The organism is Bacillus sp. ISL-7 (assembly GCF_018613065.1).
Window position 1 is genome coordinate 1 of sequence record NZ_JAGGQW010000098.1, and the last position, 15,336, is coordinate 15,336.

17 protein-coding genes and 1 pseudogene are annotated in these 15,336 nt (G+C 36.3%); 2 read left to right on the forward strand and 16 right to left on the reverse strand.

Going from position 1 to position 15,336, the window contains the following annotated elements; all coding sequences use genetic code 11:
• Positions 1-441: 441 nt before the first annotated feature.
• Positions 442-590 (forward strand): annotated as a pseudogene (locus tag J7E66_RS32185) (IS110 family RNA-guided transposase); the annotation flags it as partial.
• Here the strand turns inward: J7E66_RS32185 and J7E66_RS30195 are convergent.
• Positions 580-915, reverse strand: a complete 336-nt coding sequence (locus J7E66_RS30195; RefSeq protein WP_215007406.1) for a hypothetical protein — start codon at positions 913-915, stop codon at positions 580-582. The pseudogene J7E66_RS32185 and the gene J7E66_RS30195 sit on opposite strands and share 11 nt — an antisense overlap.
• Before the next feature lie 228 nt (positions 916-1,143).
• Positions 1,144-1,575, reverse strand: coding sequence for a hypothetical protein (locus tag J7E66_RS30200; RefSeq protein WP_215007409.1), 432 nt, complete (start codon positions 1,573-1,575; stop codon positions 1,144-1,146).
• A 524-nt stretch (positions 1,576-2,099) separates the two neighbouring features.
• Between J7E66_RS30200 and J7E66_RS30205 the strand changes: the two genes are divergently transcribed.
• The gene (locus tag J7E66_RS30205) at positions 2,100-2,381 is read left to right on the forward strand and encodes a hydrolase (RefSeq protein WP_215007412.1); all 282 of its coding nucleotides are present in this window, start codon (positions 2,100-2,102) and stop codon (positions 2,379-2,381) included.
• A 165-nt stretch (positions 2,382-2,546) separates the two neighbouring features.
• Here J7E66_RS30205 and J7E66_RS30210 read toward each other — a convergent pair whose 3' ends face one another.
• The 14 genes from J7E66_RS30210 to J7E66_RS30275 form a co-directional block, all read right to left on the reverse strand.
• Positions 2,547-2,729, reverse strand: a complete 183-nt coding sequence (locus tag J7E66_RS30210) for a hypothetical protein (RefSeq protein WP_215007432.1) — start codon at positions 2,727-2,729, stop codon at positions 2,547-2,549.
• A 37-nt stretch (positions 2,730-2,766) separates the two neighbouring features.
• On the reverse strand, positions 2,767-3,021 hold the full coding sequence (locus J7E66_RS30215) for a hypothetical protein (RefSeq protein ID WP_215007455.1): 255 nt from the start codon (positions 3,019-3,021) through the stop codon (positions 2,767-2,769).
• 46 nt (positions 3,022-3,067) lie between these two features.
• Entirely contained in the window at positions 3,068-3,286 is a 219-nt protein-coding gene (locus J7E66_RS30220; protein WP_251033215.1) for a PaaI family thioesterase, read from the reverse strand.
• A gap of 295 nt (positions 3,287-3,581) precedes the next feature.
• Positions 3,582-5,024 (reverse strand): glycoside hydrolase family 1 protein, encoded by a 1,443-nt coding sequence (locus tag J7E66_RS30225; RefSeq protein ID WP_215007484.1) that lies wholly within the window; start codon positions 5,022-5,024, stop codon positions 3,582-3,584.
• A 77-nt stretch (positions 5,025-5,101) separates the two neighbouring features.
• On the reverse strand, positions 5,102-6,937 hold the full coding sequence (locus J7E66_RS30230) for a beta-glucoside-specific PTS transporter subunit IIABC (RefSeq protein WP_215007458.1): 1,836 nt from the start codon (positions 6,935-6,937) through the stop codon (positions 5,102-5,104).
• Between the two features lie 152 nt (positions 6,938-7,089).
• A complete protein-coding gene (gene licT, locus J7E66_RS30235; RefSeq protein WP_215007461.1) occupies positions 7,090-7,929 on the reverse strand; it encodes a BglG family transcription antiterminator LicT in 840 nt (279 codons plus the stop codon).
• 295 nt (positions 7,930-8,224) lie between these two features.
• Complete coding sequence (locus tag J7E66_RS30240) at positions 8,225-8,368, reverse strand: hypothetical protein (RefSeq protein ID WP_215007465.1); 144 nt, start codon at positions 8,366-8,368, stop codon at positions 8,225-8,227.
• A gap of 342 nt (positions 8,369-8,710) precedes the next feature.
• A complete protein-coding gene (locus J7E66_RS30245; protein WP_215007468.1) occupies positions 8,711-9,544 on the reverse strand; it encodes an SPL family radical SAM protein in 834 nt (277 codons plus the stop codon).
• Between the two features lie 34 nt (positions 9,545-9,578).
• Entirely contained in the window at positions 9,579-9,902 is a 324-nt protein-coding gene (locus tag J7E66_RS30250) for a macro domain-containing protein (protein WP_215007487.1), read from the reverse strand.
• 243 nt (positions 9,903-10,145) lie between these two features.
• Entirely contained in the window at positions 10,146-10,616 is a 471-nt protein-coding gene (locus J7E66_RS30255) for a hypothetical protein (protein WP_215007471.1), read from the reverse strand.
• 533 nt (positions 10,617-11,149) lie between these two features.
• On the reverse strand, positions 11,150-12,253 hold the full coding sequence (locus J7E66_RS30260) for a Ger(x)C family spore germination protein (protein WP_215007474.1): 1,104 nt from the start codon (positions 12,251-12,253) through the stop codon (positions 11,150-11,152).
• Positions 12,250-13,350 (reverse strand): GerAB/ArcD/ProY family transporter, encoded by a 1,101-nt coding sequence (locus J7E66_RS30265; protein WP_215007478.1) that lies wholly within the window; start codon positions 13,348-13,350, stop codon positions 12,250-12,252. The genes J7E66_RS30260 and J7E66_RS30265 overlap by 4 nt, the downstream gene beginning before the upstream one ends.
• 4 nt (positions 13,351-13,354) lie before the next feature.
• Complete coding sequence (locus J7E66_RS30270; protein WP_215007491.1) at positions 13,355-14,902, reverse strand: spore germination protein; 1,548 nt, start codon at positions 14,900-14,902, stop codon at positions 13,355-13,357.
• Positions 14,903-15,007: 105 nt separating this feature from the next.
• Positions 15,008-15,208 carry a hypothetical protein gene (locus J7E66_RS30275; RefSeq protein WP_215007481.1) on the reverse strand — a complete coding sequence of 67 codons (201 nt, stop codon included), beginning with the start codon at positions 15,206-15,208 and terminating at the stop codon, positions 15,008-15,010.
• Positions 15,209-15,336 lie beyond the last annotated feature (128 nt).

Consider the following 15,336-nt stretch of genomic DNA (forward strand, 5'->3'; position numbering starts at 1 on the left):
TAGTTTAGTGTTGACATACCACCGCTTTGAAATAAGAGGGCAAGTACAGATAAAGAAATTACCATTATTTTTTTGTAAGAATACATTTAATTGCTCCTTTTGATATGTAATATGGGGCAATGCAGCATAACATCTTCTACCCATTACTATCTCCAACCTTCTTCCACTAACCTGCCCCGTTAGCCATCCATGAAGCGCAAAAATCAGCGCTTCACCACAGAGAATGAAAATAGTCACTAAACGTCAATACTGATTCTACGGCTGGAGAGGAAGGTCGCTGAACTATGGTGCGTTAGAGCCCATCCGTTAGTCTGACTCCACCGACTACGGTGAACCACTGACTGTCGCTCCCTTACGGGAAGCACACATGGTAGATTAATCCTATACTGGTTGTTGCACCAGCCTCTAATTATAATGATCGCTGTAGAAAGGATGTTTTCAATGGATGTAGTCATTGAAAGAGCATGCGGTATGGATGTCCATAAGGACAATATTACTGCATGTATTTGACACCTGAAGGAAAGGAGATTCAAACGTTCTCTACTAAAACTGTATTTCTATTACAGTTGGTTGACTGGATTAAACAACATCAGCAATATGATAAACAACTTTATTTATTTTGTCTTTGGTTTGCTTTCCCTTATATTCACTATTTGAAATTTCAATGGTAATTTCTTTTTTATCTGTATCTTGACTAGCATAGAGCATTCTAACTAAAGTTGAGTTATACCCTTCTTCCTTAAGCTCCTTTTCCACTAAATAAATGAATTTAGCCTTTAGTTTGTAAGTTTTAAGTGAATCTAATTTATCATTTTGAGTGGAAATGCTAGCTTTAGCTTTTGGAGTATGTTTAAAAACAACTAGTCCACCTAACAAAACGAGACAGCTTACCATAGCCCATAAAATTTTTCTCACTTGAATTCCACTCCTTGTACTTTTGGTGTCTGGAATAAGTTTATGCATATCCAATACTATCCATTTTTGTTACTTATCAAAATTGATTGTTCAACTGAACTGCCCTTTAATTGAACTAAAAAAAGGATGCCGTAGCACCCCCTATTCTTTCTTTAACATAAGCACCCGATAGTTTAAGTGCTATTGTTCACAATCTCTTTTACACTTAATATAACTCCTAATATAGGGTTAACTCTTGAATATAAATTTTTTTAGCAACAATCCTAATGTAATACCAAAAATGATGGCACAGAAAATATGAGAATAATAATCATTGATGGGTCTAATATCGATATACTTACCTTCTATTAATGATGTGAATAATAGTTCACATACTAACCAGGCAAATAAACTGCCCACGGTCGTTTTTATAACTAAATGGCATGAACCAAACTTTTCAAATATAAAGTAAAGTAAGACTGCAAAAACACTACTAACTAAAAAATCTACAATTAATCCTATGGTAAATACAGGTCTGTTAAATGTAATAATAAGACTTGCTAATTCATAAATACCAAACTTTCCAAAGCCAAAATGTGCAAATATCCTCGAAACAATCTCTCCTGGTATTGTTGAAAGTACACCTAATATACCTATTCTTAACATCCTATCTTGGATCATATCATCATTCCTTAATCTTAATGTGGACAAATATAGTATTTAAATTATATATAATTTTATACTTAATAAAGGTCGACACCTTTATATTTGAAATAAGGCACCTCATTACAGGATATTAATAATTGCAAAAATGGACTTATTTCTTACTAAAGCCCCTTTAGTTTAGTGAAATGATGTACTATCATTTCTGGAGCGACCTTTTTTTCACTCTTACATCATCGATGCAAAAGGATACACGTCAGTAAGGATAAATCCCTAAGAAAAAACCTGGAAAAAAGAAAGGGAAATATCTTACCACATATCTCCCCAATACTTGACTTTGAAGTTCCCAAAATAAGCGTGAATTCTTAAAATAAGCCTTAATCCTTCTTGGATTAACGCTACCCGTTACAAGAAGTACACAATATATTCGAAACACGCAGTACAATAATTTATTTTTATATAGTTCCATCCTTGTCCATTACTTTACGATTCTTAATCACATACAATGTAGTACCATCTTCTTATAAAGGTGGTGATACATAATGAATTCTGAAAAAAATGAATGTAAAGATTGTAAAAGTAAGCGTAAACGAAAAAAATCAAATCGTTGCAGAGGATGCGCATGTGACCAGCTTAGAAAATTACAAACACTTACAGAAGTAGATGTTTTCCTATCTGGAGGAACCGTTCTTGAAGATGTAATTTTCGTAAGCTTTGACCCAAATAATTGCTGTGCTTTCTTTAATGATAACGAGACAGAACCAGGATCAGTTCTTATAGTTGATTGTCAAAAAATCCAAGCTATTAGAATCGAAGCTGATTAACAATATTGAGAGGGATTCTAAGATGTTTTAGAACCCTCTCTTTTTATTTCTGCGAATTAGCGAGCATTCGGGAGAAAATCGTATTTAACTGAGGGAGTGGAACAAGAAAAAATGGCTGCCGTAGTAACCTCTTGTTTAACCCAAGCATGCGTTAGCAGTAAACCCCTATTCAGCAAAAATATTTTTCTTCCTATTGTTTTCTGCAAACTGATTAAAACGCTTATCATATCCAAAACTTCTTTTAACCAAAAAGTCTTCAAGTATTTCTGGATGGCTTATCGATAAATAATCTTGGAGTTGATTAATAAAATCGTCTAAAGCCTCAATAAATTCATTTGTATTAACCACAAAACTAGACCTTTCAGGAATCTGTCTTGTACCGTCATTACCATAATCCTTCATATTTAAGGTGGAAAAATATATGGATTCCCTCTTCATCTCTATAAAATACAAATTCAGTTTGATATGCATCGTGGGTCATAATAATAATTTCGTGAAGTTTAATTTGTTTTAATCCAAAATTTATATCAATAGCGATACTAAATAAAGGAAAATTAGCATGTTCATGGGGATGAGTAAACGCACTGCTTTCCCATCCACTATGAACGATATACTTTGCCATTTCACTGTCTTTTGTCACCCGGTTTAGCTGCTTCGATAAACTGGATGGTAGTGGAGATTCCTACCTAGGTTTTTCCATATGCATTACAGGCTACCGAAAAGGCATGGTTTGCTAAAGCATAAATAACTGCTCCGTGAACCGTTCCATAGGCATTTACCATATGGTTTTGCACTTCAAGCATTGCTTCTGCAAAACCTGCCTCAAATTTGGTTAACTGAGTGCCTAAAGACTGAGCATACATCGTTTTTAACTTGCTTATAAATTTGTTCGTAGTGTTTTTCATAAATTTGATACTCATCAATTTTCTTCTTCACAGATACCCACCCCTTTGGTTAGCAAGCAATTTTAGCCTATTATTGTCTCCGTTCACCTCAATAAAACTGTCATAAACATAGCCAATCGAACATAATCGATTGGCTCAATTATTTATCATTGATTCGCTTTTTTACCCATTCTGTAACTGTTACTGTACGTTTCGCTTGATGTTTTACAGCTGCTTGAACATCTTTCACAATCTTGCTTTGAAGATAAAAAAAAGAGCTACCATAGTAGCCCATTAAAAGTGATTAAAAATTTAATTAAATTTCCTCACCATTTGTTGCAATTACGTTTTTATACCAAAAAAATGACTTTTTCTTCTTGCGTTCTAGAGTTCCAGAACCATCATCGTGCTTGTCTACATAAATAAATCCGTAACGTTTACTCATCTCACCAGTTGATGCGCTAACTAAATCAATACATCCCCATGAAGTATAACCCATCAATTCTACTCCATCTGCAATTGCTTCCCCCATAGCTTTGATGTGTTCGCGAAGATAATCAATTCGGTAATCGTCGTTGATCGAACCGTCTTCTTCTACTTTGTCGTAGGCTCCAAGACCATTTTCCACGACGAATAATGGCTTTTGGTATCGGTCATACAATTGATTTAAAGAGATTTGAAGACCAATGGGATCGATTTCCCATCCCCATTCACTTGCTTTTAAAAATGGATTTTTAATGCCGCCCAAGATATTCCCCTGACCCACTTCTTCAGGTGTTTTGTCCTTCTTCTCTGTACGGGACATATAGTAACTAAAAGCGATATAATCAACTGTATTTTCTTTCATAAGTTCAAGGTCACCTTCTTGGATTTCAAGCTTTATTCCATGCTCTCTCCAGTATCGCTTAATGAAAGCAGGATACACACCGCGAACTTGTACATCACCGCAGAAGTAGTTAAATAACTGTTCTTCCTTTAAAGCATAAAGCACGTTTTCCGGATTGCAATCGACAGAATAAGTTGGAAGATAAACAATCATACATCCAATTTGAGCGCCAGGGATAATCTCATGGCAAAGCTGAACTGCTCTCGCGCTTGCAACAAATTGATGATGATACGCTTGGAAAGTTTGCTGATAATGATCTTCCTCTTTTTGAATTGCAAATCCTAGTCCTAAAATTGGCATGTGGAGACTGCTGTTGATTTCATTAAATGTCATCCAGTATTTCACTTTATTCTTATACCGATTGAAGATTGCTGTTACATATCTTTCAAAAAATGTAATCAATTCACGGTTTTTCCAGCCTCCATATTCTTTTACAAGGTGAATCGGCAATTCATAGTGAGAAATCGTGACAACAGGTTCTATGTTATATTCATATAATTCATCGAACACGCGGTCATAGAATGCTAACCCTTCCTCATTTGGAACAAGCTCATCACCTTTAGGGAAAATGCGTGACCATGAAATGGACATACGGAATGCTTTAAATCCCATTTCCGCAAAAAGTGCGATATCTTCTTTGTAACGGTGATAAAAATCGATTGCTTCGTGATTCGGATACGTATACTTTTCTGGATCCAACTCGAAATTAAAACCAGGATCTTTCAATACTTTTAGTCTTACTTTGCCGCCTGGTAAAACATCTGGTGTATTTAATCCTTTGCTGCCTTCGAGGTATGCTCCTTCTAATTGATTGGCTGCTGTTGCTCCACCCCATAAAAAGCCCTCAGGAAATCTTTTTTCTGCAAATTTCATCATTTTTATCCTCCTCTTATTACCATCTATAACATTGGGGAGGAACAATTAAAGCCTCCCACGAATTCCTAAAAAATTTAAATGACTAGAGTCAATAAGCCTTCTTTTGCTTGAATAGTTTCTTTACCAGTTTCCAGAATATCTATATAACGGTTTGTATTCGTAATAATAATTGGTGTAGTAACCGGATACCCAGCTTCTTTAATTTTTTCAATATCAAAGTTAACCAATAGGTCACCTTGCTTTACCCGATCTCCCTGTTTAACGACTGGTGAATAGTATTTTCCTTCTAATTGAACCGTATTGATTCCGATATGGATTAATATTTCTGCACCTTCGTCTGACGTGATACCAATGGCATGCCCTGTAGGGAAAACGGTTGTAACAGTACCATTTACCGGTGATACAGCTTGACCAACAGTTGGCTCAATTGCGATTCCTTTTCCCATCGCTTCGGATGCAAACACTTGATCCTCCACCTTCGCTAATGGCTTAACTGCTCCTGTTAAAGGACTAACAATTGATTCCTTCTTTACAAGAAGCTGACCAGCTTCTACCTTGTTTTCTTCTACTTCTTTTTTCTTTTTATCTTCATATCCAAATAATACGGTTAAAACGGTTGCTCCTACAAAAGCAATTAACATGGCAATAGTATAAAGCCCCATTGGTGAATACGCTGGAATCGTTAAAAATGCAGGAAAAGCGAATGAAATTCCTTTTGCCCCTAATGAACCACTAATCGCCCCTCCGACAGCTCCCGCAATGATAACATAAGGAATTGTACGTTTATAACGAAGAAGTAAGCCATAAATAATTGGTTCTGTTACACCTGACAATACACCAGGTAAAAGTGATGAACCGGCAAGTGTTTTTAATTTTTTATCCTTTGTTTTCAGAAAAATACCAAGTGCCAATCCCATTTGTGCAAATGGAGCGCCTGCAAGCATTGCAAGAAGTGGATCCCCTCCAGCAGCTAAATTTGCCAAGATTAGTGGTACCAACCCCCAATGGATACCTAGGAGAGTTAAGAAGGTCCAACCAGCACCCATTATAGCCCCAGTTAAAAGTCCGCTTTTGGTACTTAAAAAGCTGATGCCATCGCCTATTGCGTTCCCAACATACACACCGAAGGGACCAAATGCAATAACCGATAATGGTACGATAATAATTAATGACAGCATCGGAACTAAAAACATTTGTAAGTCTTTATGAATGATTTTCTTTAGGAACTTGTCTAAAATCGCATACATAGCCATTGCGATAAATATCGGGAAAACCGTAGATGAGTAATTCATTAAAACTACCGGAACACCAAGAAAATCGGAAATGTCACCCGTATTCTTTAGCAAGCCAGTAAAATTAGGTTCTAGTAACGCTGCACCAATTGTTCCACCCACGTAAGGGTTTGCCCCTAGCTTTGTCGAAATGGTAATCCCCAGAAAGATAGGCAGGAAGTAAAACACAGAGTTTCCAGCTGCAGAAAGAATAAAATAGGTTCCACTTTCAGCTGATAATAATCCTGTCATTGTCAAAATAGTTAATAAAGCCTTTAGCATACCTGCTCCAGCAAGTGCCCCTAGCAATGGAGAAAAACTACGTGAAATGACTTCAAATATTTGTGCTCCAATACTTCCCTTCGGTCCGTCTGACGAGTTTGTTGTCGCACCAACATTCGCAATCTTTGTAATTTCTTTATAAACCTCAGGAACATGGCTACCTACCACAACCTGAAATTGACCACCGCTCTCGACAACACTTAGAACGCCATCTAAGTTTTGAAGCGACGGCTTATTTGCTTTGTCGCTATCTTTTAATTTAAAACGTAAACGAGTCGCACAATGAACAACACTAGATATGTTTGGTTCTCCACCAACTAATTCGACGATCTCTTTTGCAAAGTTTTGGTAACTCATTTTCTACGCTCCTTTTTATAATCAAATCCTTGTTAAATTCTTTACCTGATTAACTGATGTAAAGTCAAAAATAGCAATAAAAAAAACCTAAACCAAACAATCAATTTTGATTGTAAGATTTAGGTTTTGCCCGTAAGGTAACAACCCTATTATCATCCGTTATTATTTTTTACCACTCTTTCAATATGAATGGTTAAATAAATCATTTCTTCATCTGTTAATTCGTAGGTGTAGCTGTTCTCAATAAATTTCTTTATTTTCTGTGAACAATTATATGCCTCTGGATACTTCTGCTTAATGACATTATATAAATCGTCATCTGTTGCACTATTGTAATGATTTCCTTTGACTAGACGTTGTGCGAAAAACTTTAAATGTGTAATAAAACGATAGAATGGTAATGAATTTTCATTAAACTCAATCTTAAAATGATATCGCACAATCGTTAATATTTCTTGCATAACTTTAGTCATATTTTTAACAACAGGCATCTCTTCATTCAATTCGGCATTAACAATATGAAGAGCAAGAAAACCAGCTTCATCTTCAGGTAAAATCACGCCAAATTGTTCACAAATCATGTTTAACGCTTCTAAGCCAATTTCATATTCGTCTTTGTATAATTGCCTTGTTTCCCAAAGTAATCCATTTTTTATAGGCAAATTGTTTTTATAACGCTCAATCGCAAAATGAATATGATCCGTTAAATGAATATAAATACTTTCATTTAACTTTTTTCCTAATTTCATTTTTGCATATGCTATGATCTTCTCTGATAATTCCATATACTCAATCGGCATATCAGTAATCAAGGTCTTGAACTTTTTCATAGTATCTTCGTTTTCTAAAGTGAAAATTTTATCTATTTGCTGTTCATTAATTTCATCACCAGCACGCTTATTAAAAGCAATTCCACGTCCTATGATGATAACTTCTTGATTATCTTTTTTTGTAATAACTGCATTATTGTTTAATATTTTATCAATTTTCACCTTATCACCTCCGATAATAGAAAAAAGGCAAAACCTTACCTTTTTCTAGGTAATCGGTTTTGCCTGATTTAACAGTTACAACCCGTTCTGTATACGCTTCCTTAATATTAGCATTGCTTAATTTAATTAGCAATACTTTTTTTGACAAAAACTATTTTACTTGAATAACAAAAATTAATCCTTCATTTTTAAGTTTTTAAAAAAATTGGATTCATAATTTTGAAATTGACTCGAGAAGGAGTTGTAGCCCTCCTTGTCACTTCTTTTACTGTGGCAGATGCCCCCCCAACTTCTACTACACCTCTTTACCGACTTCCCGTGCAGTCTCATTAGCAGTTTCTTTTATTGCTTCATCCTGTTCTGCATTCGTATTCTCAATAACTGTTTCTTCACTTGTAATCTGTTTTGTTTCTTGTGTATGGTTCCTGTTCTTTGCCATATTGAAACATCTCCTTCATTAAATTAAATAAGCACTCACAAGTGGAGTATTGAAATTAATCCAGACACCTGGCTTGCCTTCATAAGTTGTGCTTTTTAAAAGAATTAACTTTTCCATTTTCAGCCCACTTTAAGGCTCACCCAATAGCAAGATTTGAACAGGTGTAGTTTTTCCTTGAGTATCGTTTCTAATCCACAAGCATAGATAATTTAAAAAGAGCTGTGCAAGATTGAATTAATATTCAATCGGACACAACTCCTTTTAAATTTACAAGCTTCATATTGAAGTGTGTTTAAAAGTTCCGGCTTATCATTGAGAAAAACCCTAAACTTATATTTCTATTTATCTTGGGAAAGCATCATTTTTAGAAACCCGTATGATTTGACTAGGAAAAGATTTATTAAAATATTTTTCCACCGTTACATGTAGATTTTTTTCATACCACTGAGTTAATCCATGTTGCTCAAATAAATTTGGCATTCCTAATCTCTCTGAACGTTTGCCCATTGCACCATCTCCAATGGATAGTGTATCAATCCATATATGGTCCACGATTCCATCCAATGCTTTTGGAAAATCAGGGGTAAATGGTAAAACTGGTGATATAGAAGCTTGAGTAGATATTCCTGCATCATGAACTTGTTTTAAGGCATTTAACCTTAATTTAATACCAGGTGCATATGGAGCAAATATTTGCTTAATATCTTCCCTGTCTGTCTCAACGGTCATGGATAGAAGAACTTTACATTTTTCTTTCAATTTTACTAACAAATCAATATCCCTAGTGACAAGTGGGCTTCGTGTTTGGATTTGAAGAAAGTCAGGAGGATTTTCAATCATTTCTTCTAATATCCCTCTTGTAATTTCTGCTTTACGTTCAATTGGTTGGTAAGGATCTGTTGCGGAAGACATAAAAATGTTCAAGGGATTTTTTTTCTTCCGTAGTTTAATGATTTCTTTGCGGTAATTTTCTGCTGCGTTTGTTTTAATATCCAACCATTCTCCCCAAGTGATCTCTTTGAATCTTTGAATTGGCATTTCTCTTACGTAGCAGTAGAGGCAGGAAAACGCACAACCACTGTAAGGATTCAATGAATGTGTAAAACCAACATCTAAATAACCATTGGCTTCAGTAAGAATTTTCTTTGAAAGTATTTCTTTTGTTTCAATTCTCATTGGAACTCACCTCTTTTTTAAGTCTATCGTAAATTTAGAAAATTAGGGGTAAGTTCCTATTTACTCGGTTCAAAGACATTGATGAATTCCTTGTAATCTCCTTCACTAAACACATTAAATATGATTTTTTCAAAATGATATTATAGCCCCTTGTAATTTTTGCCCCTCCAGTCATCTCTAATCCCTTTTGAATGGTCATAATTGTTACGCAATCTTCTCTTAGTTGTGGACCTGCGGCGGAATGGATAGCATTATCTATACAGGCATGTAAAGGCTGAAAACAACCTAACATGTATTTATTAGCAGCATTGACAATGGCATCTGCATTTAATTGCGTAATGTCACCTTGCCATAAGATGAATTTATCCGATTGGTTAAAGGGGTTCGGGGACTAAAGTTGAAATTGTTTTCAGGTAATATCAACACCTATAATTAATGTTTGAGAAGTAATTTGAGCAATCTATTTATCTAAAGAACCCGTTACTTTAAGTACATATCTTCACAATGTTGAAGTTCAAACCTTTTTAATTCCTATTCCAGAAACAACAAAATGAGGACTATTATCTTTTCGGTGAGAGAACCTCCAGTGTTAAGTATTTCTTTAAACCGCGTCTTGATTTTTATTAATCGATTTTTCCACTATATACTGATATCCATAAATAATAATTGCTAAAGACACACATATAAAATACCATATAGTATGATTCAACTTTTTAAATTTAAATACTCCTGCTTTTTCCCATATTTGCGCAAAAGGATAAGCACAAATGGCATCTATTACTATATTTGTCATTAAATATTTAAGAAAACTGCCGTATGTTAGTTTAAATACCCATAGTGTGACTACAAAAAAAGGACCTAATATATATGTAAAATCAACAAAACCGGGAGATAAAGGATTTTTATTAACCCACCATTTTTTCTTATTAGCAATTACACTTAACACACTTATGAATAAATTAACAAAACTTGCTACAGGTAAAAACCTAAAAAATGATTTTTTCCCCATGAAAGGGACAGTTAGCCAAGGAACGATTAACATCGCTAAAGCGAATGTCTTTTTATTATCCATATAAATCAACTTCCTTCTGATATGTTTTTTATAACATTCCTCTAACTAAATCTTATTATTATTTTTTCTTGTTAAACTATCGCATCCGTTAGTCCAATAAGAAAAAGCCGCCCATAAAAGCAGCTCCGAATTTTAACTCTATGAACCGTGAGTCGAACAAGCAATAACTATCGTGATTCAATTAAGGTAACTTTTTCTGTTTTTTTCCTGCTGTCTAGGTAAATTAAAACACCTAATCGGTAAAATTGGTGATGTTAAATTTGTTCTTTAACAAAAAGAGCATTTCTCCATCTTGAAGAAATGCACCCGTTAGCCATCTCTGCAGCACAAAATCAGTGCTACACCACAGAGAATGAAAATGGTTAGGAAGTGTCAATACTGATACTGTCCTTAATCTAGTCAACCCTACTCCATAGACTTATTTACTACCGCTCTCCTCTTTTTTTTAACGATTGAGCAGGGTCCTTTTAAGTTTTGTTATTTTTCTTATCTTGAATAAACTTATTTTCATTGTAGAACATCATTGGCCCGTGTTACTTAATCGTTCCCATCCCACTAATGGTTACACTTACCTTCACGTTTATATCAGCCTTCGAAAAGGCTTTTCCCCATTGATTTTGGACTTTTTTCCACTCTGGATATGTATAGGCTCTTGCATATATCCCAAATCCAAAAGGGTCAATGTTCGCGGTTTGCGTTTTCTTTATTAAGCGCTCAAAATCTGCTTGCAGTTTCGTTTCAATACTCTTTTGCAGTTTCGCTGCGTCTTTCCTTACATTGAATGGAAAAAGCCGTTCTGTAATAACAATTCTCAATTTTACGTCTGTGTCAAAAATAAAATGATTGTCATACTTTACCTTTGTTTTTACCTTGATGCTTGGGGTACCAAAGCTTAACCAATGTTTATCGCGTCCATTCGATTTCAATGGGACTGAAATGGTAAATGGGAAATCACCTTTTGTTTTATGCTGCAGGATGCGTAATAATTTGTTTTCATGCGGTGTTATGCTTAACTTATATCTGCTTTGATCATCCAGAAGCGCCGTGCCTGTCAACATAATTTTGTCCGTTTTTTTCATCTCGGTAATACTTGCTGTCATCCCTTTTTCCGTCGTTTCCTCATGTAATTCCTGAAGTGACGTTTTTACCGTGACATTTCTTCTGGAGGCTGTATCCACTAAATTTGCCAAATACAAAGGAAGACGCGGCTTATCTTTTGGTCTAAAAAAAATGAAGTCCGAAACAGGCCCATCTACTGCGACAACTCTTGTGGTTACCGTATTTTTGGGGTCCCGGTAGTAAGTATCGATATAATCAATCCAATTTTTTCGTTTTAGCAGTTTTTTCCCGATTAGGATTAATTGCGTTTTGCTTCCCGATGTCAAAGCCATTACCGTCGTATCAAACAGTTCCCTGGAATCTCGAACCGTAACAGCTTTCACCTCGACCTTCTCCTCTTTAACCTTTGCTTCTTTATTAAACACCGGACTGGACATGTACACCAATAAATGATCATCCTCATCCAGGTCTAAACCTAGTATAAGTGACATAGTGACATCTTCAACATTCATTTGGTCCACGCACCCAGTCATCATCATAGCCAAGAGCGATAGGCAAAGTAGTATCTTCCTTTTCAACGGCTTACCCTCCGACGAAACTTTTCATATATCCAGCTATAGACCCATAAAAAGGGAGGAGCTACGAATGCCAATTGCAGCCCTCCTTTGGCAACCATTTGCTGCCACTTTTCCGATTCCATCCAAGTAGGATCTCTCCAAAAGACCAATCCAATAATGATTAATAATAAAATAATGACGTGCTGGCTGTGATCCTGTTTTCCAAGCAATTGACTAGAACAAAAGACAGCAAAGAATACGCAAGACATCCATGACGTGGAAACAACAATCAGATATACAGCCAATAAAACCATGTCAAAACGCTCCAAAAAACGAAACTCAATTAGTTTAAGTAAATTCAGTACGGGCTGATTAAATTCGATAATCCCATCGGGGCTAAAATAGGCAAAGCAGACAATCGTTACAAATACATAAAACATCATCGTTAAGGTGTTCGCAATCGTGATTCCGAGAACCGCATGCTGCTTTTTTTGTAAAAAGGGGTACAAGAAGAACGCGACTTCAAATCCCAAAAAGGAAAAAACAGTGGTCGGCACAGCGGATAATACTGGTCCCCACCCTTCTTTAAGCACCGGAAGAAGGTGCAGCCAATTTCCATCCCTTAGCGGTACCAAGAAAAACAGAGGAATCCACATCACCATGTAAAAAGACAGCTCGCAGTATCTGGCTAAAACGCGAACCCCGTTACGGACTACCAAAAAGGTGGGAATCGAAAATAACAGTAAAATGATGTAATTTGAGGTTTTAGGCAGAAACCATGCTTTGATATATAGACTGCCATTCACAAGAACGGCCCAAGCGTAAAAAGCAAAGTACATCATGTAAACGATGACGACGGCTTTTCCCACTATTTTTCCGAATAGTCGTATAAGAATTTCGAAAAGCGTATCATCAGGGTATCTTTCGGCCGTTTTAACTATAAAAATGCTGGCAGCCACGGAGAAGACCCAGCCAATTAGGATAGCGACCCAACCGTCGGTACCTGCTTTTTCCGCTAGTATACGTGGGAGGGATAGGACCCCAGTTCCCACCTGTGTTCCACTAATCAAAAAAATATATTGCATGAGAGTGATTTCATTATAGGCATATTTTTTCATCGTTTCACCTTTTAGTGCGATTTCGCCCTTGTCGAATAGTTGGAATAGCTCCTGTGCCTTTAGGGCGGCTTTTCATTGCCCATAAAGGGAAGCGTAGAAACGCATCCTTCATATCGGCAAATCGGAAAGGAGCCAGAGGTGTTCCATAAGGCGTGCCTAGTGATTCAAGACTAGTCAGGTGGCCGACTACGGTCATCCACCCGATTACAATCCCTACAATTCCAAACATGGAAGCGGATAACATCATAGGAAATCTTAATAGTCTGATGGACGAACTCATATCATAATTAGGGATGTTATAAGAAGCGATGGCTGTAACGGCAACGACGATGATCATAATGTTGCTGACAATTCCCACCTGCACAGCCGCCTGGCCAATGATAATGCCGCCAACAATGCCAATAGTCTGACCTATTGGAGTCGGCAGCCTTAATGCAGCTTCCCTCATCAATTCCAAGATCATTTCCATAATCACAGCTTCCATTAAGGGTGAGAACGGAACTTGAATCCTTGATTCTGCAATCGTAAGCAAAAGCTCCATCGGGATGACTTCAAAATTATAGGAAATAAAGGCGACGTAAGTGGCGGGCAAAAATAAGGCAATCATAAAGGCTAAAAAACGCATGACTCGGATAAAGGAAGAAACTAACCAACGGGTACCGTAATCATCCACAGCCTGAAAAAAGGACATAAAGTTTACCGGAGCAATCATTACGTTCGGAGAATGATCCATAATAATCACAAATCTTCCCTGAAGAATATGAGATACAGCTGTATCAGGTCTTTCCGTCAACATCATTTGCGGAAAAGGCGAATAGGGATTATCTTCAATGAACTCGATAAGTTCGCCAGTATTAATGATTGCGTCTACTGTAATATTTTGAATCCGCGTTTCCAGTTCTCTTAGTACGTCTTTAGAAGCTACATCTCTCAAATATAAAAGGGAAACCTTTGTTTTCCCTCGAATTCCGACGGTCATCTCTTTTAAGATTAATTCCTGATGGGGAATATACCTGCGGATTAGGGCAATATTTTGACTACCTGTTTCCACAAATCCTTGATTAGCACCTTTTAGAGACATTTCATTTTGAGGATTATTAAGCTGTCTTTGCGGCCACCCTTTTGTATCTAATTGATAACCGGTGATTTGCCCGTTTATCAATAAAACGCTATCTCCTCCTAGAATCGCATTTTCGATCTGCCCCCACGTATAGACCATTTGGATTTCTCCTATTGTGACTGGCAGTTCCTTATTAGGATCGAAGGAACTATGCATCAATGGCTTTAGAACATAATTATGGATTGTATCTTTATTCGTCAAACCGGACAAGTACGCCAAAGCGGCCTCCGTTTTACTCGCGGCGATGGGAAAGCGACGAATCACTAAATCCGGTGCTTGAGAAAATAGCTGTTGGAGATTCTCTGTATTTTGGGATAAAACAGAGTCCAGGACATCATCTTCCATATTTTTTTTCTGAAGATTAGAATTATTGCTTGTTTGATGGAACCGAGAAGAGCGCTTTCCTCTTAAAAACTTCAGAAAATAAAACATCAACTCCGTCCCTTCCTGCATTTGCTATAAATTATGTTTTTAGTATGCATTGTATAAGGAAAAATATTCTAATCCTTCCCCTGATTCATCAAAATAGAGTGGGGCTTACTCTTTCTGTGTTATAAACCATCCTTCCGGTTTTTTTTCTATATGAAAAACATCTTCATCGAATTTTTTTCTCAGTTCTTTATATTCCTCATTTTCAATTTTAACCTGTGCTACTCTGATTTGCTTTAGTGTAATTTCTGGTTTCTGGATTTCAAAAATCAGATCTTTAATAATAAAAAAAGTCCCTTGACGTTTCATTTGAACTATAACCCGAATAATGGACACTTAAAAAAGAGTCCCTTATTCGGGTTTTTTGTGTCCAATGGGCTAAAACCCGTTTATAATCATTTGGGAGATATAAACGGAGGAAATGAAAATGAGCAAAA